26 protein-coding genes and 1 pseudogene are annotated in these 19,157 nt (G+C 66.6%); 10 read left to right on the forward strand and 17 right to left on the reverse strand.

Translation table 11 applies throughout. The features are described 5' to 3' along the window. Window positions 1-46: 46 nt before the first annotated feature. From JAP66_RS27320 to JAP66_RS27340, 5 genes are all read right to left on the reverse strand, one after another. Complete coding sequence (locus JAP66_RS27320; protein ID WP_199434728.1) at window positions 47-253, reverse strand: hypothetical protein; 207 nt, start codon at window positions 251-253, stop codon at window positions 47-49. 187 nt (window positions 254-440) lie between these two features. Further along, window positions 441-1,265: an ABC transporter permease gene (locus JAP66_RS27325; RefSeq protein ID WP_199434729.1), complete on the reverse strand. Its 825-nt coding sequence runs from the start codon at window positions 1,263-1,265 to the stop codon at window positions 441-443. Beyond that, window positions 1,262-2,080, reverse strand: a complete 819-nt coding sequence (locus JAP66_RS27330; protein WP_199434730.1) for an ABC transporter permease — start codon at window positions 2,078-2,080, stop codon at window positions 1,262-1,264. Before JAP66_RS27330 ends, JAP66_RS27325 begins: the two co-directional genes overlap by 4 nt. Then, the gene (locus tag JAP66_RS27335; protein WP_199434731.1) at window positions 2,080-3,054 is read right to left on the reverse strand and encodes an ABC transporter ATP-binding protein; all 975 of its coding nucleotides are present in this window, start codon (window positions 3,052-3,054) and stop codon (window positions 2,080-2,082) included. The genes JAP66_RS27330 and JAP66_RS27335 overlap by 1 nt, the downstream gene beginning before the upstream one ends. An 878-nt stretch (window positions 3,055-3,932) precedes the next feature. After that, window positions 3,933-4,160: a hypothetical protein gene (locus JAP66_RS27340; RefSeq protein ID WP_199434732.1), complete on the reverse strand. Its 228-nt coding sequence runs from the start codon at window positions 4,158-4,160 to the stop codon at window positions 3,933-3,935. A 207-nt stretch (window positions 4,161-4,367) separates the two neighbouring features. On the opposite strand from JAP66_RS27340, the gene JAP66_RS27345 reads away from it, so the two are divergent. Continuing rightward, window positions 4,368-5,051 (forward strand): TetR/AcrR family transcriptional regulator, encoded by a 684-nt coding sequence (locus JAP66_RS27345; protein WP_199434733.1) that lies wholly within the window; start codon window positions 4,368-4,370, stop codon window positions 5,049-5,051. 535 nt (window positions 5,052-5,586) lie between these two features. Here the strand turns inward: JAP66_RS27345 and JAP66_RS33355 are convergent. Further along, complete coding sequence (locus JAP66_RS33355) at window positions 5,587-5,688, reverse strand: winged helix-turn-helix transcriptional regulator (RefSeq protein WP_199434816.1); 102 nt, start codon at window positions 5,686-5,688, stop codon at window positions 5,587-5,589. A gap of 160 nt (window positions 5,689-5,848) precedes the next feature. Here JAP66_RS33355 and nrtS point away from each other — a divergent pair, with 160 nt between their 5' ends. From nrtS to JAP66_RS27365, 3 genes are all read left to right on the forward strand, one after another. Beyond that, on the forward strand, window positions 5,849-6,712 hold the full coding sequence (gene nrtS, locus JAP66_RS27355) for a nitrate/nitrite transporter NrtS (RefSeq protein ID WP_199434734.1): 864 nt from the start codon (window positions 5,849-5,851) through the stop codon (window positions 6,710-6,712). Then, window positions 6,702-7,394: a carboxymuconolactone decarboxylase family protein gene (locus JAP66_RS27360; protein ID WP_307849739.1), complete on the forward strand. Its 693-nt coding sequence runs from the start codon at window positions 6,702-6,704 to the stop codon at window positions 7,392-7,394. The genes nrtS and JAP66_RS27360 overlap by 11 nt, the downstream gene beginning before the upstream one ends. Before the next feature lie 135 nt (window positions 7,395-7,529). Beyond that, window positions 7,530-8,090: a YceI family protein gene (locus JAP66_RS27365; protein WP_199434818.1), complete on the forward strand. Its 561-nt coding sequence runs from the start codon at window positions 7,530-7,532 to the stop codon at window positions 8,088-8,090. Window positions 8,091-8,118: 28 nt separating this feature from the next. On the opposite strand, the gene JAP66_RS27370 is transcribed toward JAP66_RS27365, so the two are convergent. Continuing rightward, the gene (locus tag JAP66_RS27370; RefSeq protein WP_199434735.1) at window positions 8,119-8,277 is read right to left on the reverse strand and encodes a hypothetical protein; all 159 of its coding nucleotides are present in this window, start codon (window positions 8,275-8,277) and stop codon (window positions 8,119-8,121) included. Window positions 8,278-8,328: 51 nt separating this feature from the next. After that, window positions 8,329-8,619: a hypothetical protein gene (locus JAP66_RS33065; protein ID WP_307849740.1), complete on the reverse strand. Its 291-nt coding sequence runs from the start codon at window positions 8,617-8,619 to the stop codon at window positions 8,329-8,331. Between JAP66_RS33065 and JAP66_RS33360 the strand changes: the two genes are divergently transcribed. Together JAP66_RS33360 and JAP66_RS33070 are read left to right on the forward strand one after the other, a co-directional pair. Next, window positions 8,536-8,772, forward strand: coding sequence for a cyclic nucleotide-binding domain-containing protein (locus JAP66_RS33360; RefSeq protein ID WP_372449017.1), 237 nt, complete (start codon window positions 8,536-8,538; stop codon window positions 8,770-8,772). The genes JAP66_RS33065 and JAP66_RS33360 overlap by 84 nt on opposite strands. Continuing rightward, window positions 8,706-9,017: a Crp/Fnr family transcriptional regulator gene (locus JAP66_RS33070; RefSeq protein WP_307849741.1), complete on the forward strand. Its 312-nt coding sequence runs from the start codon at window positions 8,706-8,708 to the stop codon at window positions 9,015-9,017. The genes JAP66_RS33360 and JAP66_RS33070 overlap by 67 nt, the downstream gene beginning before the upstream one ends. A 230-nt stretch (window positions 9,018-9,247) precedes the next feature. On the opposite strand, the gene JAP66_RS27380 is transcribed toward JAP66_RS33070, so the two are convergent. The 3 genes from JAP66_RS27380 to JAP66_RS27395 form a co-directional block, all read right to left on the reverse strand. Then, entirely contained in the window at window positions 9,248-9,850 is a 603-nt protein-coding gene (locus tag JAP66_RS27380) for an oxidoreductase dimerization domain-containing protein (protein WP_307849743.1), read from the reverse strand. Window positions 9,851-10,720: 870 nt separating this feature from the next. Beyond that, the gene (locus tag JAP66_RS27390) at window positions 10,721-11,218 is read right to left on the reverse strand and encodes a hypothetical protein (protein WP_199434737.1); all 498 of its coding nucleotides are present in this window, start codon (window positions 11,216-11,218) and stop codon (window positions 10,721-10,723) included. 30 nt (window positions 11,219-11,248) lie between these two features. Then, window positions 11,249-11,890 (reverse strand): TetR/AcrR family transcriptional regulator, encoded by a 642-nt coding sequence (locus JAP66_RS27395; RefSeq protein ID WP_199434738.1) that lies wholly within the window; start codon window positions 11,888-11,890, stop codon window positions 11,249-11,251. Window positions 11,891-11,961: 71 nt separating this feature from the next. Here JAP66_RS27395 and merB (JAP66_RS27400) point away from each other — a divergent pair, with 71 nt between their 5' ends. Beyond that, on the forward strand, window positions 11,962-12,651 hold the full coding sequence (gene merB, locus JAP66_RS27400) for an organomercurial lyase (RefSeq protein WP_199434739.1): 690 nt from the start codon (window positions 11,962-11,964) through the stop codon (window positions 12,649-12,651). A gap of 204 nt (window positions 12,652-12,855) precedes the next feature. Then, window positions 12,856-13,509, forward strand: a complete 654-nt coding sequence (gene merB / locus JAP66_RS27405) for an organomercurial lyase MerB (RefSeq protein WP_199434740.1) — start codon at window positions 12,856-12,858, stop codon at window positions 13,507-13,509. Window positions 13,510-13,671: 162 nt separating this feature from the next. Here the strand turns inward: merB (JAP66_RS27405) and JAP66_RS33075 are convergent. From JAP66_RS33075 to JAP66_RS27420, 4 genes and pseudogenes are all read right to left on the reverse strand, one after another. Beyond that, window positions 13,672-13,863, reverse strand: a pseudogene (locus JAP66_RS33075) (hypothetical protein); the annotation flags it as partial. 10 nt (window positions 13,864-13,873) lie between these two features. Further along, window positions 13,874-14,332, reverse strand: coding sequence for a VOC family protein (locus JAP66_RS27410; RefSeq protein ID WP_235999604.1), 459 nt, complete (start codon window positions 14,330-14,332; stop codon window positions 13,874-13,876). Window positions 14,333-14,364: 32 nt separating this feature from the next. Beyond that, on the reverse strand, window positions 14,365-14,862 hold the full coding sequence (locus JAP66_RS27415; RefSeq protein WP_199434741.1) for a pyridoxamine 5'-phosphate oxidase family protein: 498 nt from the start codon (window positions 14,860-14,862) through the stop codon (window positions 14,365-14,367). Between the two features lie 12 nt (window positions 14,863-14,874). Further along, window positions 14,875-15,375: a cysteine dioxygenase family protein gene (locus tag JAP66_RS27420; RefSeq protein WP_199434742.1), complete on the reverse strand. Its 501-nt coding sequence runs from the start codon at window positions 15,373-15,375 to the stop codon at window positions 14,875-14,877. 107 nt (window positions 15,376-15,482) lie between these two features. Here JAP66_RS27420 and JAP66_RS27425 point away from each other — a divergent pair, with 107 nt between their 5' ends. Continuing rightward, window positions 15,483-16,379: a LysR family transcriptional regulator gene (locus JAP66_RS27425; protein ID WP_199434743.1), complete on the forward strand. Its 897-nt coding sequence runs from the start codon at window positions 15,483-15,485 to the stop codon at window positions 16,377-16,379. Window positions 16,380-17,217: 838 nt separating this feature from the next. Here JAP66_RS27425 and JAP66_RS27430 read toward each other — a convergent pair. Further along, window positions 17,218-18,225, reverse strand: a complete 1,008-nt coding sequence (locus JAP66_RS27430; RefSeq protein ID WP_199434744.1) for a hypothetical protein — start codon at window positions 18,223-18,225, stop codon at window positions 17,218-17,220. Continuing rightward, window positions 18,183-18,767, reverse strand: a complete 585-nt coding sequence (locus JAP66_RS27435) for a hypothetical protein (RefSeq protein ID WP_199434745.1) — start codon at window positions 18,765-18,767, stop codon at window positions 18,183-18,185. Before JAP66_RS27435 ends, JAP66_RS27430 begins: the two co-directional genes overlap by 43 nt. On the opposite strand from JAP66_RS27435, the gene JAP66_RS27440 reads away from it, so the two are divergent. Beyond that, window positions 18,755-19,135, forward strand: a complete 381-nt coding sequence (locus JAP66_RS27440) for an IclR family transcriptional regulator domain-containing protein (RefSeq protein WP_199434746.1) — start codon at window positions 18,755-18,757, stop codon at window positions 19,133-19,135. The genes JAP66_RS27435 and JAP66_RS27440 overlap by 13 nt on opposite strands. Window positions 19,136-19,157: the final 22 nt, after the last annotated feature.

A 19,157-nucleotide genomic window follows, 5' to 3' on the forward strand; every position in this document is an offset into this window, starting at 1 on the left:
GCTCTGCCCGTACTGCATGGTCGTGTGGGCCGTGACCATCCGTTGTTTAACTCGTTCGCCTTGGCTTGGTGCCTTTTTTATGGTGTGCCGGTCCGACGATGGCCGCCAGCCGCTCCAACTCCGCGGGATGCTCCCCAAGTCGGGTCAACCCGACCAGTCCGAAATGAGCTGCGCGAAACGGCGCTCCTTCGAACGCCTCGAGCCAGCCCCGATCGAACTCCTCCAGACCAGCCGGTTTGGCCTGCTCAGCCATGTGTCCTCCTTGTTCCGACGATGAAGGTGGCATCACGCCACTGGCGCAACCGGCCCACAGCTGGCGATGACGGCCGCTACTTATGTCGTTCGATCTCGCCCGCGACGTGTCCAAGTGTTCTGCTGCGCGGCCTGAGAGGCAGGAGAACACGACACACTCGGCATCGGAGGACGGCGAATGGCTGGGGTCAGTGGCGGCCGAGGGTGCCGCGGCGTTTGGCGACGCGCTCGCCGAGGGTGAAGGCGAGGATCCCGGCGCCGAGGTAGGCGAACGTGACGATGACCATGGGTACGAGTCCGCCGATGCCCCATGGGGTGGTGATGGGCTGGTCGGTGAACAGCGCGGTGTAGAGACTGCCGATGGCGTCGGTGAGGGGGAAGGCGTGGCTGACGTCGGCCCACCAGCCGGGCACGTCGATGAGCGGGATGGCGCTGGCGCTGAAGAGCATCACGAGCAGGAGCACGGTGTCATTGACCAACTGGATCCGTTTCCAGATCAGGGTGGCGCCCGCGGTCATCAGCGAGACGCCGATGGCGGCGATCACGATCATGACGGTGGGCAGTAGCGCGGCGATGTCCCAGTCGACGCGCACCGGGATGAAGATCGAGACGATGCCATAGGTGCCCGCGGCCACGATGAGGGTTTCAAGGAAGGCGGCGACCACGCGCCCGGCGGCGGCGACCAGCCAGGACGGCAGGGGGGAGAGGTAGACCTGCTCGATGGTGCCTGCCTGGATCTCGCCGAGCAGCCGCCAGAACATCTTGACGACCTGCATGTAGAAGAAGATGAAGGGCACGAACCAGACGACGAGGATCGAGGTCAGGTGGGCGTCGAGGGTCCAGTCCACGTTGCCGGTCACGACCTGGCGGCCCTGCCCGAGCAGGGGGCCGAGCAGGAGGATGAACGTGGCGAACATGGGCAGTTCGATGAGGATCTGCAGTCGCTCCGACCAGGCGAAGCGCAGGCCTTTGCGGACCTCGTTGCCCAGGGCGATGCCGGCGTTGGTGATCATCGGGGGCTCAGTCCTCCCTCGCGCCGCGCGCGGCGGATGTTGACGACGTAGGTCACCACGCCCGTCGTGAGCAGCAGCCCGGTGTGGACGATCAGCCAGGGCAGGGTGCCGTCCGTCCAGGCGCCCGAGAGCGGCTGGCCGGCCAGCGTGGTGTTGAGCACCTGGATCCCCAGGGCGGTGGGGACAAGGTGGGCCACGGTTTCCATGGCGGCCGGGAACACGGTGATGGGCACCATCATTCCTCCGAAGAACATGATGACCATATTGAGCACGTGGGTGATGGCGCCGATGCTGGCGATCCGCACGGTAAGGGCGGCGATGAGCAGCCCGTAACCCAGCGCATCGGCGATGGTGAGCAGGGCCGGGAGCACAGCGGCGGGATGCGGGTCATAGGCGAGACCGAAGGCGAGCACGAACACTGCCCCGAGCACGAGCGCCGCGGCCAGCCCTTCGACTGCCAGGGCGGTGATCCGGCCGAGCATCTGCACCTGAGGTGAGGTGGGGCTGAGTTGTGTCTGCTCGAGCGTGCCGCCGTTGATCTCCTCGGCGATGCCGCCGCTACCTTGCAGGGCAGCGGTTCCCGCGACGGTGACCGCGAGCAGGGCGGGCAGCGTGAGCGTCATTAGTGGTTCGACGAGGTGTCCACCGCCGATGAACAGGCTGATGCCCAGGTAGGTGAACGCGTTCATGACGAGCCCGACGACGACCATGCCGCGCCGGTGCCACATCAGCCGCAGGCCCTTGGCGGTTTCGTTCGCGGCGAGCCGGGCCTGGAATGCCAGCCACGATTCTGTGGGGGTAGCCAGCGCGGTCATCACATCCGCTCCTTGACCTGACCGGCCGTCTGGTCGTCATTGATCAGGCGGATGAAGACCTCTTCCAGGTTGGGGCGCGCCTGATTGACGGAGAGCAGGCGCGCTTCGTGCCATTGCACGTGCGCGAGCAGCTTGTGCAGATCGTCCGGGTTGTCGCTGGGTAAGGTGATGCGGGTGCTGTCGAGTCGCGTGTCCACTTGCGCGCCCGCCGGCAGGGCGCCGTCCAGGCCGCCGAGCGGTCCGGCCACCGTGACCGTGTAGCGGGTTTCCGCGTAGCGGTCGAGCAGTTGCCCGGTGGGCAGGTCGGCGATGATCTGCCCGTCCTTGATCACGGCGATCCGGCCGGACAGCTCCTGGGCCGCCTCGAGTTGATGGGTGGTCAACACGACTGTTTTGCCTTCCTGGCGGGCCAGGTGGTCGATCCAGTCCTTGACGGTGCGGGCGGCTTCGACATCAAGGCCCAGGGTGGGCTCGTCCAGTAGGAGGATCGGCGGGTCGGTGATCAGCGCCGCCGCGATCGCGACCTTCTGCTGCATGCCGCGGGAGAACGAACCCACCGGCTGGTGGCGGCGTGGCCACAGGCTCAGCTCCGTCAACAGCTGCTGGGCTCGAGGTTTGATCTCGGCACTGCGCCGGCCCTTGAGCCGCCCGAAGTACATGAGATTCTCCCACGCGGACAGGGGCCAGTACACGTTGCGGGAACCTTCGAGCACCGCACCGATCTGGCGGACGGCGTGCCGGCGCTGCCGCGCCACGTCGTGGCCGCCCAGCCTGACCGAGCCCCACGTTGGGGTGACCAGGCCGCCGATCATTTTGATGATTGTGGTCTTGCCCGCGCCGTTCGGGCCGAGCAGACCGATCACCTGTCCCCATGGCACCGACAGCGTTGTCGGCTCTACCGCGGTGAACGGGCTCTTACCGCGCCCGTAGACCTTGCCCAGGCCGGACAGCTCGATCGCGGAATCATGTTTCACGATGGGACTCCTGACACTCGTTTCATGGTTGATCGGTGGTGGGGCACGGGTCGGGCAGCTGCAGCTAGGACACCCGTGCCGAGCTGGGCCGATTCGATGGCCTCGTACGCCGGCTTCGCGTAGCTCAGCCGCTTTCCGAGTCCGCGGATGGTGAACAGTTGTGCCGGCCAGCGGTGGCGCGTGGTTTAGAGCCTCGTCATCGCTGATCAATGCCTTCCCGCGGGCGCCCAGCTGCGCCGCCCGTCGGACGACCTCGTATTCGTCGTCGACGGAGACGACCTCGCCGTGGACTGGGCGGTTAGCCAGTCAGTGGCGGCGTTGCCGAGCCGAAGAAGCGGCCGAAAGCGCAAATCTGCGCGCGCACGTCCCCGACATCCGGTGGGGCCACCCGGACCGCCTCGCCAGGTGCGAGCTCCACCAGCACACGCCGGCCTGTGGCGGCGCACGGTGACTCCGCCACACCCGTCCGGTCGAGCACGACCGAAGCACCAGGACGTCGCTGGCGCGGAACCCGCACAGGTGCGACCATCCACAGTGAACCAGCGCGGTGCCGGGCGCAGCGTGAGAACCGATCCGGCAACTTGATTCACCGTCCCAGTCCACGCCCGGATGCCGGAGCACTCGGTTCGAACCTCGCCGAGCTCACGGCGCCCCGCGGCCGCCAGCCCGGTGACGGACACAGGCTCGCGCGCGCTCGGCGAGCAGCCGCCACAGTGGCGGCACCAGTTCGGGCATACGCAGGTTGGTCTGCGCAAGCGCAGACCAACTGTCGTGCGCCCGTCTCGATCTGCTCTTCGGTAGCCATATCGGGAGAACTCCTGCGCTGTACAACTGCTGTCATCGGGAACCGGTGTGGATCAGCGGATGCCGGTGTCGCCCTAGTAGGCGAACCTGGGCCGTTCGAACCACTCCTTGATGGTGAAGACGCGCCGCCGGGATGGCCGACGAGCGGCTCCACCCCGCACGTAGCCGCCAGGGGCGAAATCCACCCGGATCTGTACGCCGGTGGCCGCGCAGGTGTCCTCGACGAGAAAGGGCACGTTGAGCATCGTCCGCGAATCCGAACAGGTCAGGCACGCACCCGTCCATGGGGGTCGTGCGGTCACCGACGGAGAGCAAGCGGCGAGCTGGGTCTTCGGGGACGGGATGCTCCCAGTGGATCGGGCAGTTCCCGCCAGTGGTGATCGAACTCCAACCCGGGTGGGCCGGACTGCTGCTCGGCCATGGGGCCTCCGTAACCTGGGTAGGCGGGACTTATGGTGTAAGTCGGCGCCGGTTACCGAAGTTAGGACTTATGATGTAAGTTGTCAAGCATGGTGGCGACATCGGAAGCGTCGGCGGGCAGGGAGCGCGCACCGCTGAGCCGGCGCAGGATCATCGACGCGGCGGCTCGCTACATCGACACGCATGGGCTTGAAGGGCTGAGCATGCACAAGCTCGGCGCCGAGCTCGATGTCAAAGCGATGTCGTTGTACAACCACGTCGCCAACAAGGATGATCTTCTCGACGGCGTGATGGAGTTGTTCTGGGAGGAGGTTGAGAGCAACGCGCCGGCCAAGCCGGACTGGCGGGAGGGATATCGATCCTTCGCCCATGCGTTGCGCGATACCGTCCATCGCCACGCGCGGTCGGCCCGGCTGTCCGCGTCCCAGCGGACCATGCCCGAGCCGGCCTTGCGTTGCCTGCAAGCTCATGTCGGCGCGGCGACGAATAAGGGCGTCCCCGAGGAATGTGCTTATGCCTTGCTGCGGACCATCACCTCGTACGCGCTCGGCACCGCGCTCGTCGAGGCAACGTGGGGCATCGCGCAGGCAGGATGCCGACCGGTGACCTCGGTCAGCGACCTGGTGCGTCCCGGCATCCCCGAGGAACTGGTCGGGGTGGCTCAGGTCTTCTGCATCCAATCGGACCCCGAGGCGCACTTCGAACTCGGCCTTGACCTCATGCTGCGCGACACCGGCGACACCTGGGAGCTGGTTGAGAAGGTGTCTGTGTGAGGTGATGCGTGGCGCGCCCGGGGGCCGGAATGCCTCGCGAACGCGGCTGCGGGCCGCCCGACTGTCGAGGGCGCCGGTCACTGACACGTCATGGCCCGTAGACGGGTTCGTCGTTGGCGCGCTTCTCAAGACACAGCCTAGGCTGCTCAGATTGCACCGGCTCGGCGAGCACCCAACCCGGCTGGGCGGGCTCGGAGATCGCCCCGCGGCCGGCGAAGCTGGCACGGCGTCAACCAAGTGAAGGCCAGACCGGATCCTGCGTATGTCGACGCTTACTGTAGGGGGCGCGCTGGCAGGGTCACCTCGTGCAGGCCGCGCGCGCTCACCCCGGCAGGGCGCGACAGTAGACAAGAGTCCACGGGCAGCGACCCGGCCCGGCCGCAACGCGGATGAAGTAGCCGGGGCGATCGAACATCCGGTGGAACTCAAATTGCCTCGCCGGAGGCGACGACTGTGCTGTCGAACGCCTCGATGGCATCCCGTCGGGGCGTAGGAACCGATATCGATATGGACTTCCATGCCGCGACCGAAGGCCTCAGTCCCGATGACCACGCGGCGGTCGGTGATGCCCAGCGTCTTCCAGGCATTTGACCCGCCGCAAGCAGGGCGGCTGGGGCAGACCGAGTCGCTTGGCCAGTTCGACGTTTGCTCAGCCGCCCGGAAGATCGTGCCGAAGGCGTTCGAGGTCGAGTCGCGTGTGTGAGGCGCTGGTGCGGCTGCTCGAAGAGCTCAAGGGCCATCTGCGTATCCGTGCCCTCCTCGAGAACGGGTAGGCGGTTGTGGCGTTGTGATCGGCGGTGAGCGTGGCGCCGGAGATCTGCCGGCACACGGGTAGCCAGCTCTGCCCGCGGTGTTCCTGGGCACGGCCGCCCGAGGCCGTGCTGCTCGTGGTGCGCGGTCGAACGCTGCGCAGGGCCTTGCCGGTGGCGGCGGTGGTGGGCACGGTGCTGTCGCTGGTGAACCAGGGGTCGGTGATCTTCGGTGCCGGTGCGAGCGCGGGCACCTGGCTGCGGGTGGCCGTGAACTATGCGGTGCCGTTCCTGGTGGCCAGCACGGGTTACCTGTCTGGGCGGCGGGTCAGGCAAGATGTCGGGGGGCGGCACTATCCGGCGGGCTTTCACGACGAGCGGCCCGGTATCACGGAGATGCTGTTTGCACGGGCGGTTGCCGACCAGCACGCGAAACCGTATCCGTGGCTGGTCGAGCCACTGCGTGGCACCACGGGGCCGGTGCTCGATCTCGCATGCGGATCCGCCCCGACCAGGTCGCTGCTGGGTCGGCAGCGGTGGGTCGGGGTGGATTCGTCGGCGGGGGAGTTGGGCGTGGCTGCGGCGGCCGGACGTGGCCCGCTCGTGCGTGGCCGAGCCGAGTCCCTGCCGGTGGCGGACGACTCGATCGCGGCGGTGTGCGCGGCGATGTCTTTGCCGGTGCTGAGCCCGCTCGAGGAGGTGCTGGCCGAGCTGAAGCGGGTGTTGCGACCCGGCGGGCGCGTCGTCGCGCTGGTCCGAACCCGCAGGCACGCGATGGCCTGGCGCGGATCCTGCGGGAACACGGCCTCGTCGTCGACGCCGACGAGCGCCAGGTTTCCACCGCGAGATCGCCGACGCGGCCGACGCGGCTCTGGTGATCGACGGTCTCTACCTCCCCGGTGTGGGCGCTGACCGCCTGGACACCGGCACCGGTGCGCTGACATCCTGGGCGCGTCCCGGGCGGTGGCTGCCGTTCCCGCTGCGCCGCACCTGCCCGGTCAGTGATGAGGAGCCTCGGATGCCGTTCCTGCCGTCCCTGCCGGAGAATGCCGTGCTGGTCGACGTGTTCCGAGCCTACCCGGACACGGCCGGGCCGCTGCTCGACTACCACGAGGCGTTGCTGCGGGGACCCTCTCCGCTGAGTGTCGCCGAGCGTGAGCTGATCGCCGCGTACGTGTCGGGCCTGAACGCCTGCCACTACTGTCACGGCGTGCACACCGCCACCGCGGAGGCGTTCGGCGTCTGCGAGGGCACGCTGACCGCGCTGCTCGCCGATCTCGACACCGCCCCGGTGGATGAGCGGATGAAGCCGATCCTGCGCCACGTCGGCAAGCTCACTCTCACCCCGAGCCGGATGACCGACGCCGACGCCACGGCGGTGCTCGAGGCCGGCTGGAACGAAAAGGCCCTGCACGACGCCGTGTCGGTGTGCGCGCTGTTCAACTTGATGAACAGGCTCGTCGAGGGACTCGGCATCGACGCCACGCCGGACTACTTCGAGGTCTCGGCACGCCGGCTCGCCGGTGGAGGCTACGCGGGGCTGAAGACGCTGCTCGACGAGGCCGGATCACGGGAGGAACGGTCGTCCAGTTAGGACCGCTCTCGGTCGGCCGGGCCGACACTCCTCGCTGATGCGGACGGGCGGACAGGCACCTACTATGTAGTTCAGCGTTCAAGAACTCGCGCTTTCCACGAAACCGCACCGGCACAGCAAGAAAGGATGTTCACCATGGCCACACCAGCTGACGTCGATGTCACCGGTACCTACGATCTGGATCCCGCGCATTCGAGGATGGGTTTTGTCGCGCGGCACGCAATGGTGACCAAGGTGCGTGGCGCGTTCAAGGAATTCGAAGGTGAGCTGCAGATCGACGGCGAGGACCCGACGAAGTCCGGCGGGCAGCTGCGGATCGGGGCGGCCAGCATCGACACGGGTGTCGAGCAACGCGACGAGCACTTGCGCAGCAACGACTTCTTCGACATGCCCAACTACCCCGAGATCACCTTCACCAGTAGCAGCGTCGAGCACGTCGAGGGTGACAGCTACAAGGTCGCGGGCGAGCTCACTATCAAGGGCGTGACCCAGCCGGTCACACTTGACGTCGAGTACACCGGATCGGCCCTCGATCCGATGGGCAACAACCGCATCGGTCTGGAGGCATCGGCCACGGTCAACCGCAAGGACTGGGGAATGACCTGGAACGCGCCGCTGGAGACCGGCGGCGTTTTGATCAGCGACAAGATCACTCTCGACATCGACATCTCGGCGATCAAGAGATCAGCGGACTGAGACCCGCGGCATCGCATGACCTCCAGTGTCATCGGCTGCGCATCCGCCTGGCCTGGCGAGCCCGACGGCGCACCGCCGGCGCGGCGCCGAGAACGAGCACGAAGAACGCGTCGACGAGCGGGTCGACACCGATGACGTCGAGCCATCCGGCTGCGGCCCGCTGGATCGCGGCGGCGGGGTTGATCACGGGTCGTACCGTCACCGAGGTGCAGGCGTTGTTCGTGGATGCCGTGGTAGGTCAGGCCGCCACCGATCCGGTTGATGCAGGCAGCAGCTGGCGGGCGTGGGCTGTGATGCCGGAGCCGGCAGCCAGGACACCGGCGAAGAGCGCGGACGACGTGAGCGCGCTCGCGGCCACATTGCGCACGAGGACGTATGTGCGGGGCGCGGTGCTTTCCACGGTGGTGGGGCCGCTGATGAGGTGTGGATCGTGCAGCGCGGCCGGGTGGAGCTTTCGGCTGGTTCGGGTCGCCGTCGCGCTGTGGTGCATGTGTTGCAGCCCGGTGATGTGGATGGTGACATCCAGCACTTGCTGGGCATGCCGCTGCCCTACACGGCACGGGCGCTGGAGGATGCCACGGTGTTGTCGTTTGACCGCGGCGGATTTTCGAGAGCTTGCTGGCGGAGAGCCTGCCGCTGGCGCGGCGGTGGTTGTCGAGTGTGGCGCAGCGGCTGGCGGTGAGTCAGAGCCGGATCATCGGGTTGCTCGGCCGGTCTTTGACCGAGCAGGTGGCGCGGTTGCTGTTGGACGAGTCCGTCGACGGCGATGTGCAGTTGCCGCAGCGCACGCTGGCGGCGATGCTGGGTATGCAGCGTCCTTCGCTGAACAAGATCCTGAAGGACTTCGAACGGCAAGGGCTGGTCACGGTGGGCTACGCGGCCATCCACACCCTCGACCGGGCGGCACTGCTCAACATCGCCAGATGAAACGCCGGCAGGGACCGCCGTCGATTCAAGAATGGGCTACGGCGGCCAGTTTGATGCCGGTCGGTCCCGCGGCGGGCGCTCGACACGCTCTCCTTGGGATGCGCCCCGGCTGGTTTGAGCCGTGTCTCGCGGGACGCTGCTTTCGCGTCGGCGCTCGATCGGCAGGGCCATGCTCGTCGTGGCGATGAGCCTGATCGCCACGACCAGTTCAATCCCCGTTCTCGGCACCGTCAGCCCGCGGGTCGGTGTACTCCGCCGGCAGCGGAGTTGACGCCTTCGGCCAGGGTGGGGTGGATGTGCATGGCCTGGGCAACCTCGGTGTAGCGGGCGCCGGTGTTCATGGCGATCACCGCTTCGTGCACAAGGTTGCCGGCGTCCGGGCCGGCGATGTGACAGCCGAGGATGCGGTCGGTCGCGGCATCGACCACGAACTTGATCAGGCCTCGGGTGTTGCCCGTCGCACGGGCCTTGGCCACGCCGGTGAAGTCCTGCCGGCCGACGATGACGTCGTAGCCTTGGGCGCGGGCCTGGGGTTCGGTCAGCCCTGCCGCACCGACTTCGGGGTCGACGAACACGGCGTGTGGCACGATCCGGCCGGCGATGGTGCGCTCCTGGTCGCGGAAGGCGGTGCGGTAGACGATGTCGGCGTCGTCGCGGGCGGTGTGGGTGAACATGTCCCCGCCGCGGATGTCCCCGAGCGCCCAGACGTCCTCGGCCGCGGTCCGCAGGGTGTCGTCGACGGGCAGGGATCCCCACGGGTCCGGCTGCAGGCCGAGGTGGTCGAGCCCGACATGGTCGGTGTTCGGGGTGCGCCCGGCGTATCGTACACGGATATCCGCTTATGCGAATATGTCTGTCCGCAGCGCTCCGAGATCAGGCGCCAGGGAGGTTATTCAGCGATGCGCTCGCCTGCGCGAGGCGAGGGGAACGGCGACGCTCAGCGACAGTGCGTTCTGAATAAGGCGGCAGGACGACGAACGCGACAGCCCATTTGAGCGAAAGGACCGTCACCGTTGTGACGTTCGCCCGACATTTACGAATAGAGAGCTTCCGAAGTGGAAGTCTACCGTGCCCCGCCGGGTTCCTCCCTGTGTCAGATCCGCCGTACCGGTCGGAACTGATTCCTGTTGCAGCTTCTGTGACACGACGACAGTAATTCCATGAAGAGGAGAACCGGGTAATGCGACGTTTCGGTCATGCGGCCGGTGCCGCATTGGGAATGCTCACTCCACTGGCGCTGGTCATGCCCGCCCCGGCTGCCGGTTACGGCGGTTCGGTCGATGCGTTCGCCACGGGCGCGGACCGCCATGGCGAGTCTCGATCGTCGTCACCGGTGATGACCTGCGGCTGCTGATGAATGTGCCCATCAGCAGCCCGGGCTTCGATGCCGGGTGTCCGGCAGGCCGGAGTCTGGAGGACCTGACGGTCACCACCGACCTGTTCGAGGCTTCAACGTCGCGGGCACTGGCAGTGCTTGCATCGACGGCAGTTACCGGCTCGATGTTGTCACGCAGCAGTCGACGCCCTGCCAAACGTTCTCGGCAGGCGTCACCGTCACGTCCTGACGGGCTGCTGTTCGGGTGTGGCCGTGGTCGTCTTCCATAGCCACACCCGAGCAGTATTGGTATGTCACCGACATACTATAAACAATGCGCACAAGCCTGTGGTGCCAGGACGCCGGTGGATGCGACGTGCCAGTCGTCCTATTGCAGTGCTCGGCGCCCGGTTCGCGCTGCCACGATCCATTCCAGTGCGTAGCCGAGGGCGAGGATCGCCAGATAGCCGCCAACTTCGACGTTGGGTTGGTACCACGACAGGGTCTCCCCAGGTATCAGCGCTGCCGCGAATCCGAGGAGCGCGAGTGATGTCCATCCTGCTCCGGTGATCACGCAATGCGTCTCGCGACAGTGCCAGAAGTTCAGCAGGCAGTATGTGCCGTGAAAGAGTACGAACGTGCTTGCCAGGAGGAGTCCGGCACGCCCGTCCACCGCTCCGGCGACGATGAAGACCGCGATCGCGATGATCACGACGACCCTTCCCCGCAGCACCGGTTCGGCCAGCCGCAGGTAGCGGGCGACGAGGCCGCCGCTGGACCGACAGGGAATAGCAGCCGGAGACGAGCATCGGGCGGAGCCTGCCTTCCCAGTGCTCGACAGATCGACCTCCTCTGACCGGTCGCCTGCCGACGGGTTGTTCTCCATGATGTGCTCCAAACGGGCGTGGGCGTCGTCTCAGGGGGAGATGCCGCGCAGCATGAGGCCGAGGCCAAGTTCGAACTGTGCGTCCGGATCCGACTGTCCACAGAAGACCTCGGCGACGTCGGCCAGGTCCCGCGGGACACCTGGCCGTACTAGCTCGCTTGCTGTGCTGGGGCGGCATCCCGCCTGGCCGGAGCCCCAGGCCACGTCGTTGAGTGCGGTTCCCAGCGCGTAGGAGGCGATGGTGCGCAGCCAGGCGTAGGCGCGGGCCTTCGGTACGCCAGCTTTGCAGGCTGCGGTGATATGGGCCCGGATGCAGCGTAGCGCCGGCTCCGGCATGATTCCCTGGCTGGTGATCAAGGACGCGGCGTTCGGGTGGCGATGGACCGTCTCACGGAGCGCCTGGGCGAAAGAACGGTATCCCTCCCGCCAGTCGCTCGTGGCTGCGGCGGCGTTTTCGACTTCGAGCCAGAGCTGCTCGACCACACCGTCAAGGAGATCGCCTTTGTTGGCGACGTACTTGTACAGCGACATCGCTTTGACGTCGAGCTCCGCGCCGAGCTTGTGCATGCTCAGCCCGGCCAGCCCGTGGGTGTCGATGTAGTGGACCGCCGCGCGCACGATCCGGCCTCGGGTGAGCGGGGCCCTCGCCTTTGGTTCTGCTGTCGTCACCACGGTTGACAGCTTACACCATAAGCCTTAGCTTTGGGCTAGCTTACGACATAAGCCGATGGAAGGAGAACGACATGACCACGCAGACCCATGCGACCGACCTGGAGGAGTTCGACCAGGGATGGCTGGCGGCAATGGAGAACACGCCGCTTGCGCGGCTTATCTTCGGGCTGACCGGCCTGACCAGGCTCGGGGAGCACCCCACCACGCTGGAACGGCTGGCCCAGGTTGTCGACCGCCCAGTTGTTGAGACCGCGGTGCTGGTACGTGGAGCCACAACCGCACGCATCGAAGGCAACCTGATCCACTGGGACGAGCCCTTTCCCGGGGAACGAACCCGCCGCACGCTGTTCATCGGGGATCGCGCGATCCCCATGAAATTCGGGTGCGCCCCCGACCTGTTCGCCTTCGCGGCAGTGCTGGACGTGCCCTTCCGGGTCGAGGACACCGACGCGGTCACCGGGAGCCCGATCCGCGTCGACTTCGTCCCCAACGGCTACGAGCGGGTGGATCCTCCGGAGACGGTCACTGTGCTGCAGTCACTCTCGCGCATCCGGGATGCGCAGGGCGGTGACTTTGCGGACACCGACGCCAGCATATGCGCCAACCAGCCGTTCTTCGCATCCATCAAGGCGGCCGAGGCAGCGCTGGCTGCCAGCCCGGGCAGCCGTGCCTTCACGGTCAAGGAGATGTTCGAGCGCCCCTGGTTCGCCTACTACCGGGACAACCTGCGCCCGCTGATCCACCCCGCCACCGAAGCCTGAGTCTGGCACGGTCGAGCACGAGTTGTCGTCGACGGGCAATTCCGAACCGACACCACACCATCGAGAAGCGAATTCACATAGCACGTTCTGAACAGGACTCGACGGCGGTGGGAGTTGGTCGCAGCCGGTACCGCAGCGGCCCCGCACAGGCCGCTGGCGCGGAACCGACCCTGCCCACCCAGCAAACGAAGGAGAGCAATCGACATGAGCGAAGAACAGATTCAGGCAGGCGTCCAGAAGCTGACCGGTGTCGTGACCGCGAACTTGGGGATGCCCGACATGTTCGTGCGGCTGTGGCGGCTGCTCGCCGAGCGTGGTGAGCCGGTCTCCGTGGAGCAACTGGCCACCGCAGGCGGGTGGCCGCTCGAGGCGATTCGGTCCGAGCTGGGCCGGCAGCCGGGCGTGGATTGGGAAGATGACGGCACGATCGCCGGATTCGGCCTTACGCTGCACCCGACGCCGCACGCATTCACCTTCGACGGCAGGGTCGTGTACGGCTTCTGCGCCACCGACGTGGTGAACTTCCCGGCCATCCTCGGCCGGGCGGGCGTGGCGGAATCGACCTGCCCGGCCACCGGCAGGCGTATCCGCGTCGAACTCACACCGAATGATGTCCTGAACGTGGAGCCGCCAGAGGCCGTGGTGTCGAAGGTGCACCTCACCGACGCCGTTGAGAATGTGCGCGACCTCTGCGATCTCGGCAACTTCTTCAGTTCAACCGAGGCCGCCGCCGACTGGCTGGCGACGCACCCGCAGGGCGAGGTCCTCCCCATCGCCGAAGAATTCGAGATCGGGCGGCGCGCGGTACGAGAGCTCGGGTGGGCGGCGCACTCGACCGACCGGCCCCACTGCTGCTGATTTCACATCGCGACAGCGCACAGACGGATGGTGGGCTGCTTCCGCCCCATGGTCGTCGAAGACCGGTGCCGGTAAATGTATGGCGCAGTGGGCGGGTCGCCAGGCTGCGGCGATGATCAGGTTGGCGGCGTCGCCCATCGCGATCCTGGTGTGGGCGGCGGCCAGAGAGGGGGCGTCGTTGATGCCGTCCCCGACGACGGTGACGCGATGCCTGCCCTTTTCCAGATCTCGCAAGACGGCGACCTTGTCCTCGGGTAGCAGCCCGGCCCGGGCTCGGCATCGACCCCCACCCCTGTCAACGCGGGCGCTGCTGGTGCGAGCAGATGATGCCGGTCCGGGAGCGGTTTCGCACATCAGGCACCGGTCAGCCGATCTGCTCGGCCAGCGCGACGAAGATGCCGGCGGGGCCACGCAGGTAGGCGAGCCGGTGTCTGTCCTCGTACTGCACCACCTCGCCGACGAGTTCGGCGCCGTGCGGCTTGAGGCGGTCGAGGACGTCCTCGATGTCGTAGACGGCGAACATGATGCGGTGCATGCCCAGCGCGTTCACCGGGGTGGACTGGTCGCCACCTGGGCTCGCCGGCGTGTGGTACTTGGTCAGCTCGATCCGTCCGTGGCCGTTCGGGGTGCGCATCATCGCGATGTCCGTTCGAACTCCGTCGAGCCTGATGAGGCGGTCCACCAAGCTGCCCTCCAGCGTCGCCTCGCCCTCCAGTTCCATCCCGAGTTCGGTGAAGAACGCTTTGGCTGCGGCGAGGTCGTCGACGACGATGGCGATGTTGTCCATCCGCTGGAGCGCGCCGCGCTGCTCGGTGTGGGTCATGATGATCTCCTGTCGGGTTCCGTGGGGTGTGGTCAGGCGCGCTGGCGTTCCTGCTGCCGCTGCATCAGTTCCTCGATGTTGGTGGGCAGGGTGGTCTCGAAGTCGATCAGCTTGGCCCACGTCGGTTTCACCACGATCCGGACCATGCCGTCGTAGAGCGCCTTCACGCCGTCCTCCCACTCGGCGCGCTGTTCCGGCGTCATCTCGTAGGTGCCGTTGAACTGCAGGTATTCGTCCGGGATGCCGTCGACGACATCCAGCTCCGCCTGACCGCGGATGAGCAGGACCTTCGGCGGGTGCGACTCGGTGTCGATCGTCAGCGCGACCGCCGGGTTGCGGCGCAGCATCGCCAGCTTCCGCGCGTTCTTCGAGGTGCACATGACGATCTCCGAGCCGTTCCAGTGGATCGCGATCGGGATTGACCGCGGCGTGCCGTCGAGCGCGACGAAGGCCAGTCGGGCCAGGTCGCGGGCCAGCAGTTCCTGGCTGAGCGGGTGGTTCAGCACCTCGTCGATGGCGTTCTGGTCCATGATTCGAGCTCCTCAATTGTAGAAGCGGCGGGCGCTGGAGCCCACGCGGGAGATGTCGGTGCCGTAGATGTGCAGGCTGATGGCAGTCTCGTCGCTGACGTTGCGGATGCGGTGGATGTCGCCGGGCGGCGCGAAGCCGCTGGCCTCGCCGGGCGGGTTGTCCCGCGCGCCGATCGGGTTGAGCGCGTCGTCGAACAGTTCCTCGTGCTCGACACCAGACAGCACGCCGACGACGCACCAGGTGATGTGGTCGTGGATCCGGGTGGTCTGACCGGGGCGCCAGACCAGGCCGAGGATGGAGAACGTGCCGTCGGTTTCGGCGTGCAGGAGGTGGCCGGCGACCCGGTCGGGCGAGCCGAGACGCTGGTCGGGGGTCATGATCTCGGGGCCGGGCAGGTGCGCGCGGAGCTGGTCGGCGACCAGGTCCGCGGTGTCCGTCCAGCCAGTCCGCACGTCGACGGCGTGGCGCACGGCCGCGACGAGATCGGTGAGCGTCGCCAGTGAGCGGGTCATGGCCGCGTCCTCCTTCGCACAGCGGGTTCGTCCTGAACAGCGTCTCGTGCGCCGACTCATGCCGTCCAATGCCAATACTTGGGTGAACACATGCGTATCCTCGATGCATGCTGGACATCCTGCGGTTACGGGTTCTCGCGGCGGTCGCCTCACAGGGCTCGGTCACCGAGGCGGCTAAGCACCTGAGCTATTCCCAGCCCGCCGTGAGCCGCCATCTGGCCAGGTTGGAGGCTGAGACCGGGGCCAGGCTGGTCCAGCGGGTCGGCCGGGGCATCCGGCTCACCCCGGAGGGCGAGCACCTGGCCCGCCGCGCTGTCGAGATCATCGGCCGGGTGGACACCGCCGCCGCGGAACTGTCCGCGATGGTGGGCCTGCGCACCGGCCGGGTTCGGGTCGCGGGCTTCCAATCGGCGCTCGCCACCCTCGTCCCGCCCGCCGCGGCGGTGCTGAGCCGCGAGCACCCGGGCATCGAGATGCGGCTGACCGAGGCCCACCCGCAGGTGGCGCTGGACCTGTTGCGGGCCGGGGAGGTCGACGCCGCGATCATCTTCCGCTACGACGACACGACCCCCGATGACGTCCGCGTCACCCACCTGTTCGACGATCCGATGCACCTGCTCAGCCTGGAGCCCGGACAGACGCTGGCCGACCATCGCGACTCGGACTGGATCGACGGCTGCGAGAACTGCCGCCGCGAGTTCCTCGAGGCGTGCCAGCGGGCTGGCTTCATCGCCCACATCGCCTACACCAGCGACGACCCCATCGTCAAGCAGGCGCTCGTCGCCGCCGGCATGGGCGTGACAACCATGCCTGGGATGGCCCTGCGCGCCCACCGGGCGCCCGGGATCAAGGCCACCGCGCTGGACGACTTCCGCCGCCGCGTCTACCTGGCCAGCTACGGCGACCCACCGGATCCCCCCGCCACCACAGCCTTCGTCACTGCCCTGCACCACGCCGTCCAGGAAGCCCGACCGGGCGAACCGACGCCCATAGACGTGGGGTGAAGCGGCGTGATGCCTAGCACCGCGATCGTCCGATCGGGCACTACTGGACCAGTCACCAGGTTCGCCGCTGTGACGAGCGTGGATGGGAGTGTCCACCCGCCTCTGTGTATGGTGCGGTGAGTCGAGCGGCTGCCGCAACAATCGCTCGATCACTGCCCGAGCGATTGACTTAATCACCGCAGCCGGGCCGAACACAGCCCGGCCGACATCGACTGGACGGCGCTCACCGCAGTTGTGATGTTCGCGCTCGCAGCCGGCAAAGGCTCGCACCGACGCGGCAGGTGGATACCGAGCAGGCGCGGAGGCGGTTGGCGGATGCGCAGGCGAAGTTGCGGCGGTTCCAGGATGCGATCAACCAGGCGCAGCCGACAAGGCGAACGCGCAGCTGCGCTGGACAACACGCGCGAGCCGGACACACTGAGCGAGGCCGAGATCACGCCATGGTCGATTCGCTCGGTGACGTCCGGACCGCCCTGTCGGGCGGGAGCCGGACAAGCTGGCCGAGCTGTACGCGGCGCTGTGCCTGGAACTCCGGTACGACCACGAAAAAGAGGCCGTCGACGTGACGGCCTCTCCACGAGTGGATAGTGTGCGTGTCCGAGGGGCGATTGCACACCTAACCACACGGCTGCGGCTGTCGGCTTGATGGGGCGTCAAGGGCTCGTCGCCGTGGTCCTCGTGCTGCTGCGTGGTTCGACGGCTGTGATGGTGATGTGCACGCGGACAGCACAGGGGTCGCGAGGGTTGTCGGGGTTCCGGAATGGATGCCGCGATGACCGGTAGTGTTGCCCGGACCAATTCATCGGAGTGTCCAGAGAGCCGGTCCAGGCTCTGCAGGTCACGGATTCTGCGTCTGTGCGCGCAGGCAGAGTTCGTCGTTCAGTTTGATGACGATCGCAATCAGCAGGCGGAGCGCGATGAGGTACGTCTGGAGGTGGACGGCGTTGTCGTCGCCGTCAGCTTGCGATCCATGCAGGTAGCGGTTGCGAAGGTCAGGACCTCCGGTGGGGCCTGATTGGTTGAGGAAGTAGTTGATGTAGTCCGCTTCGGACGTGGTGAGCAATGTTGATCGGCGTTCCAACCAGCCATCGGCGACCATCGTGTTGATAGCGGCGCGCCCGTCCGGGGAGTGGTGCCAGTAGTTGCCTGCGTCGTCGTCCCAGAGTTCCTTGAGCGCGAGATACTGGGCTGCGCTGGCCAGGTTGATCTGGGAGTCGTCGTTGATGAGCACGCCATGGCTTAGGAGAAGGTCAATGCCGGACCTCTGGTGGTCGTCGAATTTGTCGTAGGTGACGTGGTTGCTGAGCAGGAGTTCAGCGAGGCTGTTGGCCTTGAGTTGCTCGTCGATGTAGCTCAGGTGGGACTGGTCTGAGAACAGCAGATACTGGATGCTGCGGATGTCGTTGTGGTCAGTGACGTATACGTACTTGCCCGGTACGGTGCTCGGTATGTGCTTGTAGATGAGTTGCTCGGATGTCATGGACAGCAGGTCCCAGTCGAGTTCACCATTCTCTGCGTAAAGCCTGAACTGCTTGAGCACGCTCTCCATTTCCGAGAATAGGTGCCGACACTTCTCCAGATACGTCGAAGATTCACTGGGCGGAGCGAACCTCAGGTGGTCCGCGCCGAACTCTTCTTTGAGGTAGTCGGTGAAGAACCAGGCAATGATGGCTTCGATGTCGACGCCTTGGGCAAGTAGGAACTGGCGGTACATGTGCGTCTGAAGAAGCGAGCTTTGGTCCTTCATGCGGAACGCCGCGCCCGTTACGTACTCGTCCTTCCCGCTCATCATGATCCGCTCCATCAGGCCCAGTTCGCTCGGGTACGACGGCAACGAAAGAAGCATGCCCCACGTGGTCCACTCGAACAGGTAGATGAATTATTCAAGATCGTCGGGTAGTCGAGATTGTCCGCCAGCCACGCGCGGCTGTACGACAACTTGGCGACCATGCCTTCGATCGAGCACACGACGTCCTCGACCTGCGTGTCGGAGATCGAGATCTCGACACCGGTCTTCATGCCTTGATTCGTGGCGAAGAAGTTGGTCGTGAACTTGTCGTAGGCGCGCCGTGCCTTGAGTTTGAGTTTGGCGTCAATGCCGAGAGCGCTGTCGACGCGAGAGGTCGCGATCAGCTGCAGGTAGTTTGGATTCGCGTTCTCATCGCCGACGTACGTATCGAGCAGGGCGCGGCAATCGGCGGACGTGAGGCTCCCCGGGAGGTAGATGCGGCGTGCGTCGCTCAGCAGGTGTTTGGACACAATCAGCTCGGCGGTGTCGACGCTCGCGAGCATGAGCGTCCGCACGTCCTCGTCGTAGGCGCGGACCAGAGCTTGACAACTCAGCATGTCGCCGTTGTGGAAGCGGTCGGCCTCCAATGCGTCGAGCACCGGCCGTGATCGAGGCCTACTGCCAGCGCCCGCTGCCCCGCTATACCCGCCATACGATCAGCGAACGCGGCACGCTGCTGCGCGAGCTCGATGCCACCACTGGCCGCGTCTACGCGCTGACGAACGAGGAGATGACGCTGGTCTCCTGCTCGGTCGCCGTGCCCGTGCCCCGCCCGGTCGCGACTCCCGCAGTTTCGCTGGGCGTCGTCGTGCATTCCGTCCGCGCCGACCTACCCAGGCTGGCTCCCCGGCTATCCACCGCCGCCGAAGGGATCGCCAGCAAACTACGCGAGACCGCCGACGACCCGGCGCCAGGATTCCTGCACAATATGCCCGCCCTGTCGGCACGCACCCGGCCACGCGGGTAGCGTCCCGCGCCGCGAACGGCCC

The organism is Qaidamihabitans albus, assembly GCF_016464705.1.
GTDB lineage: Bacteria > Actinomycetota > Actinomycetes > Mycobacteriales > Pseudonocardiaceae > Qaidamihabitans > Qaidamihabitans albus.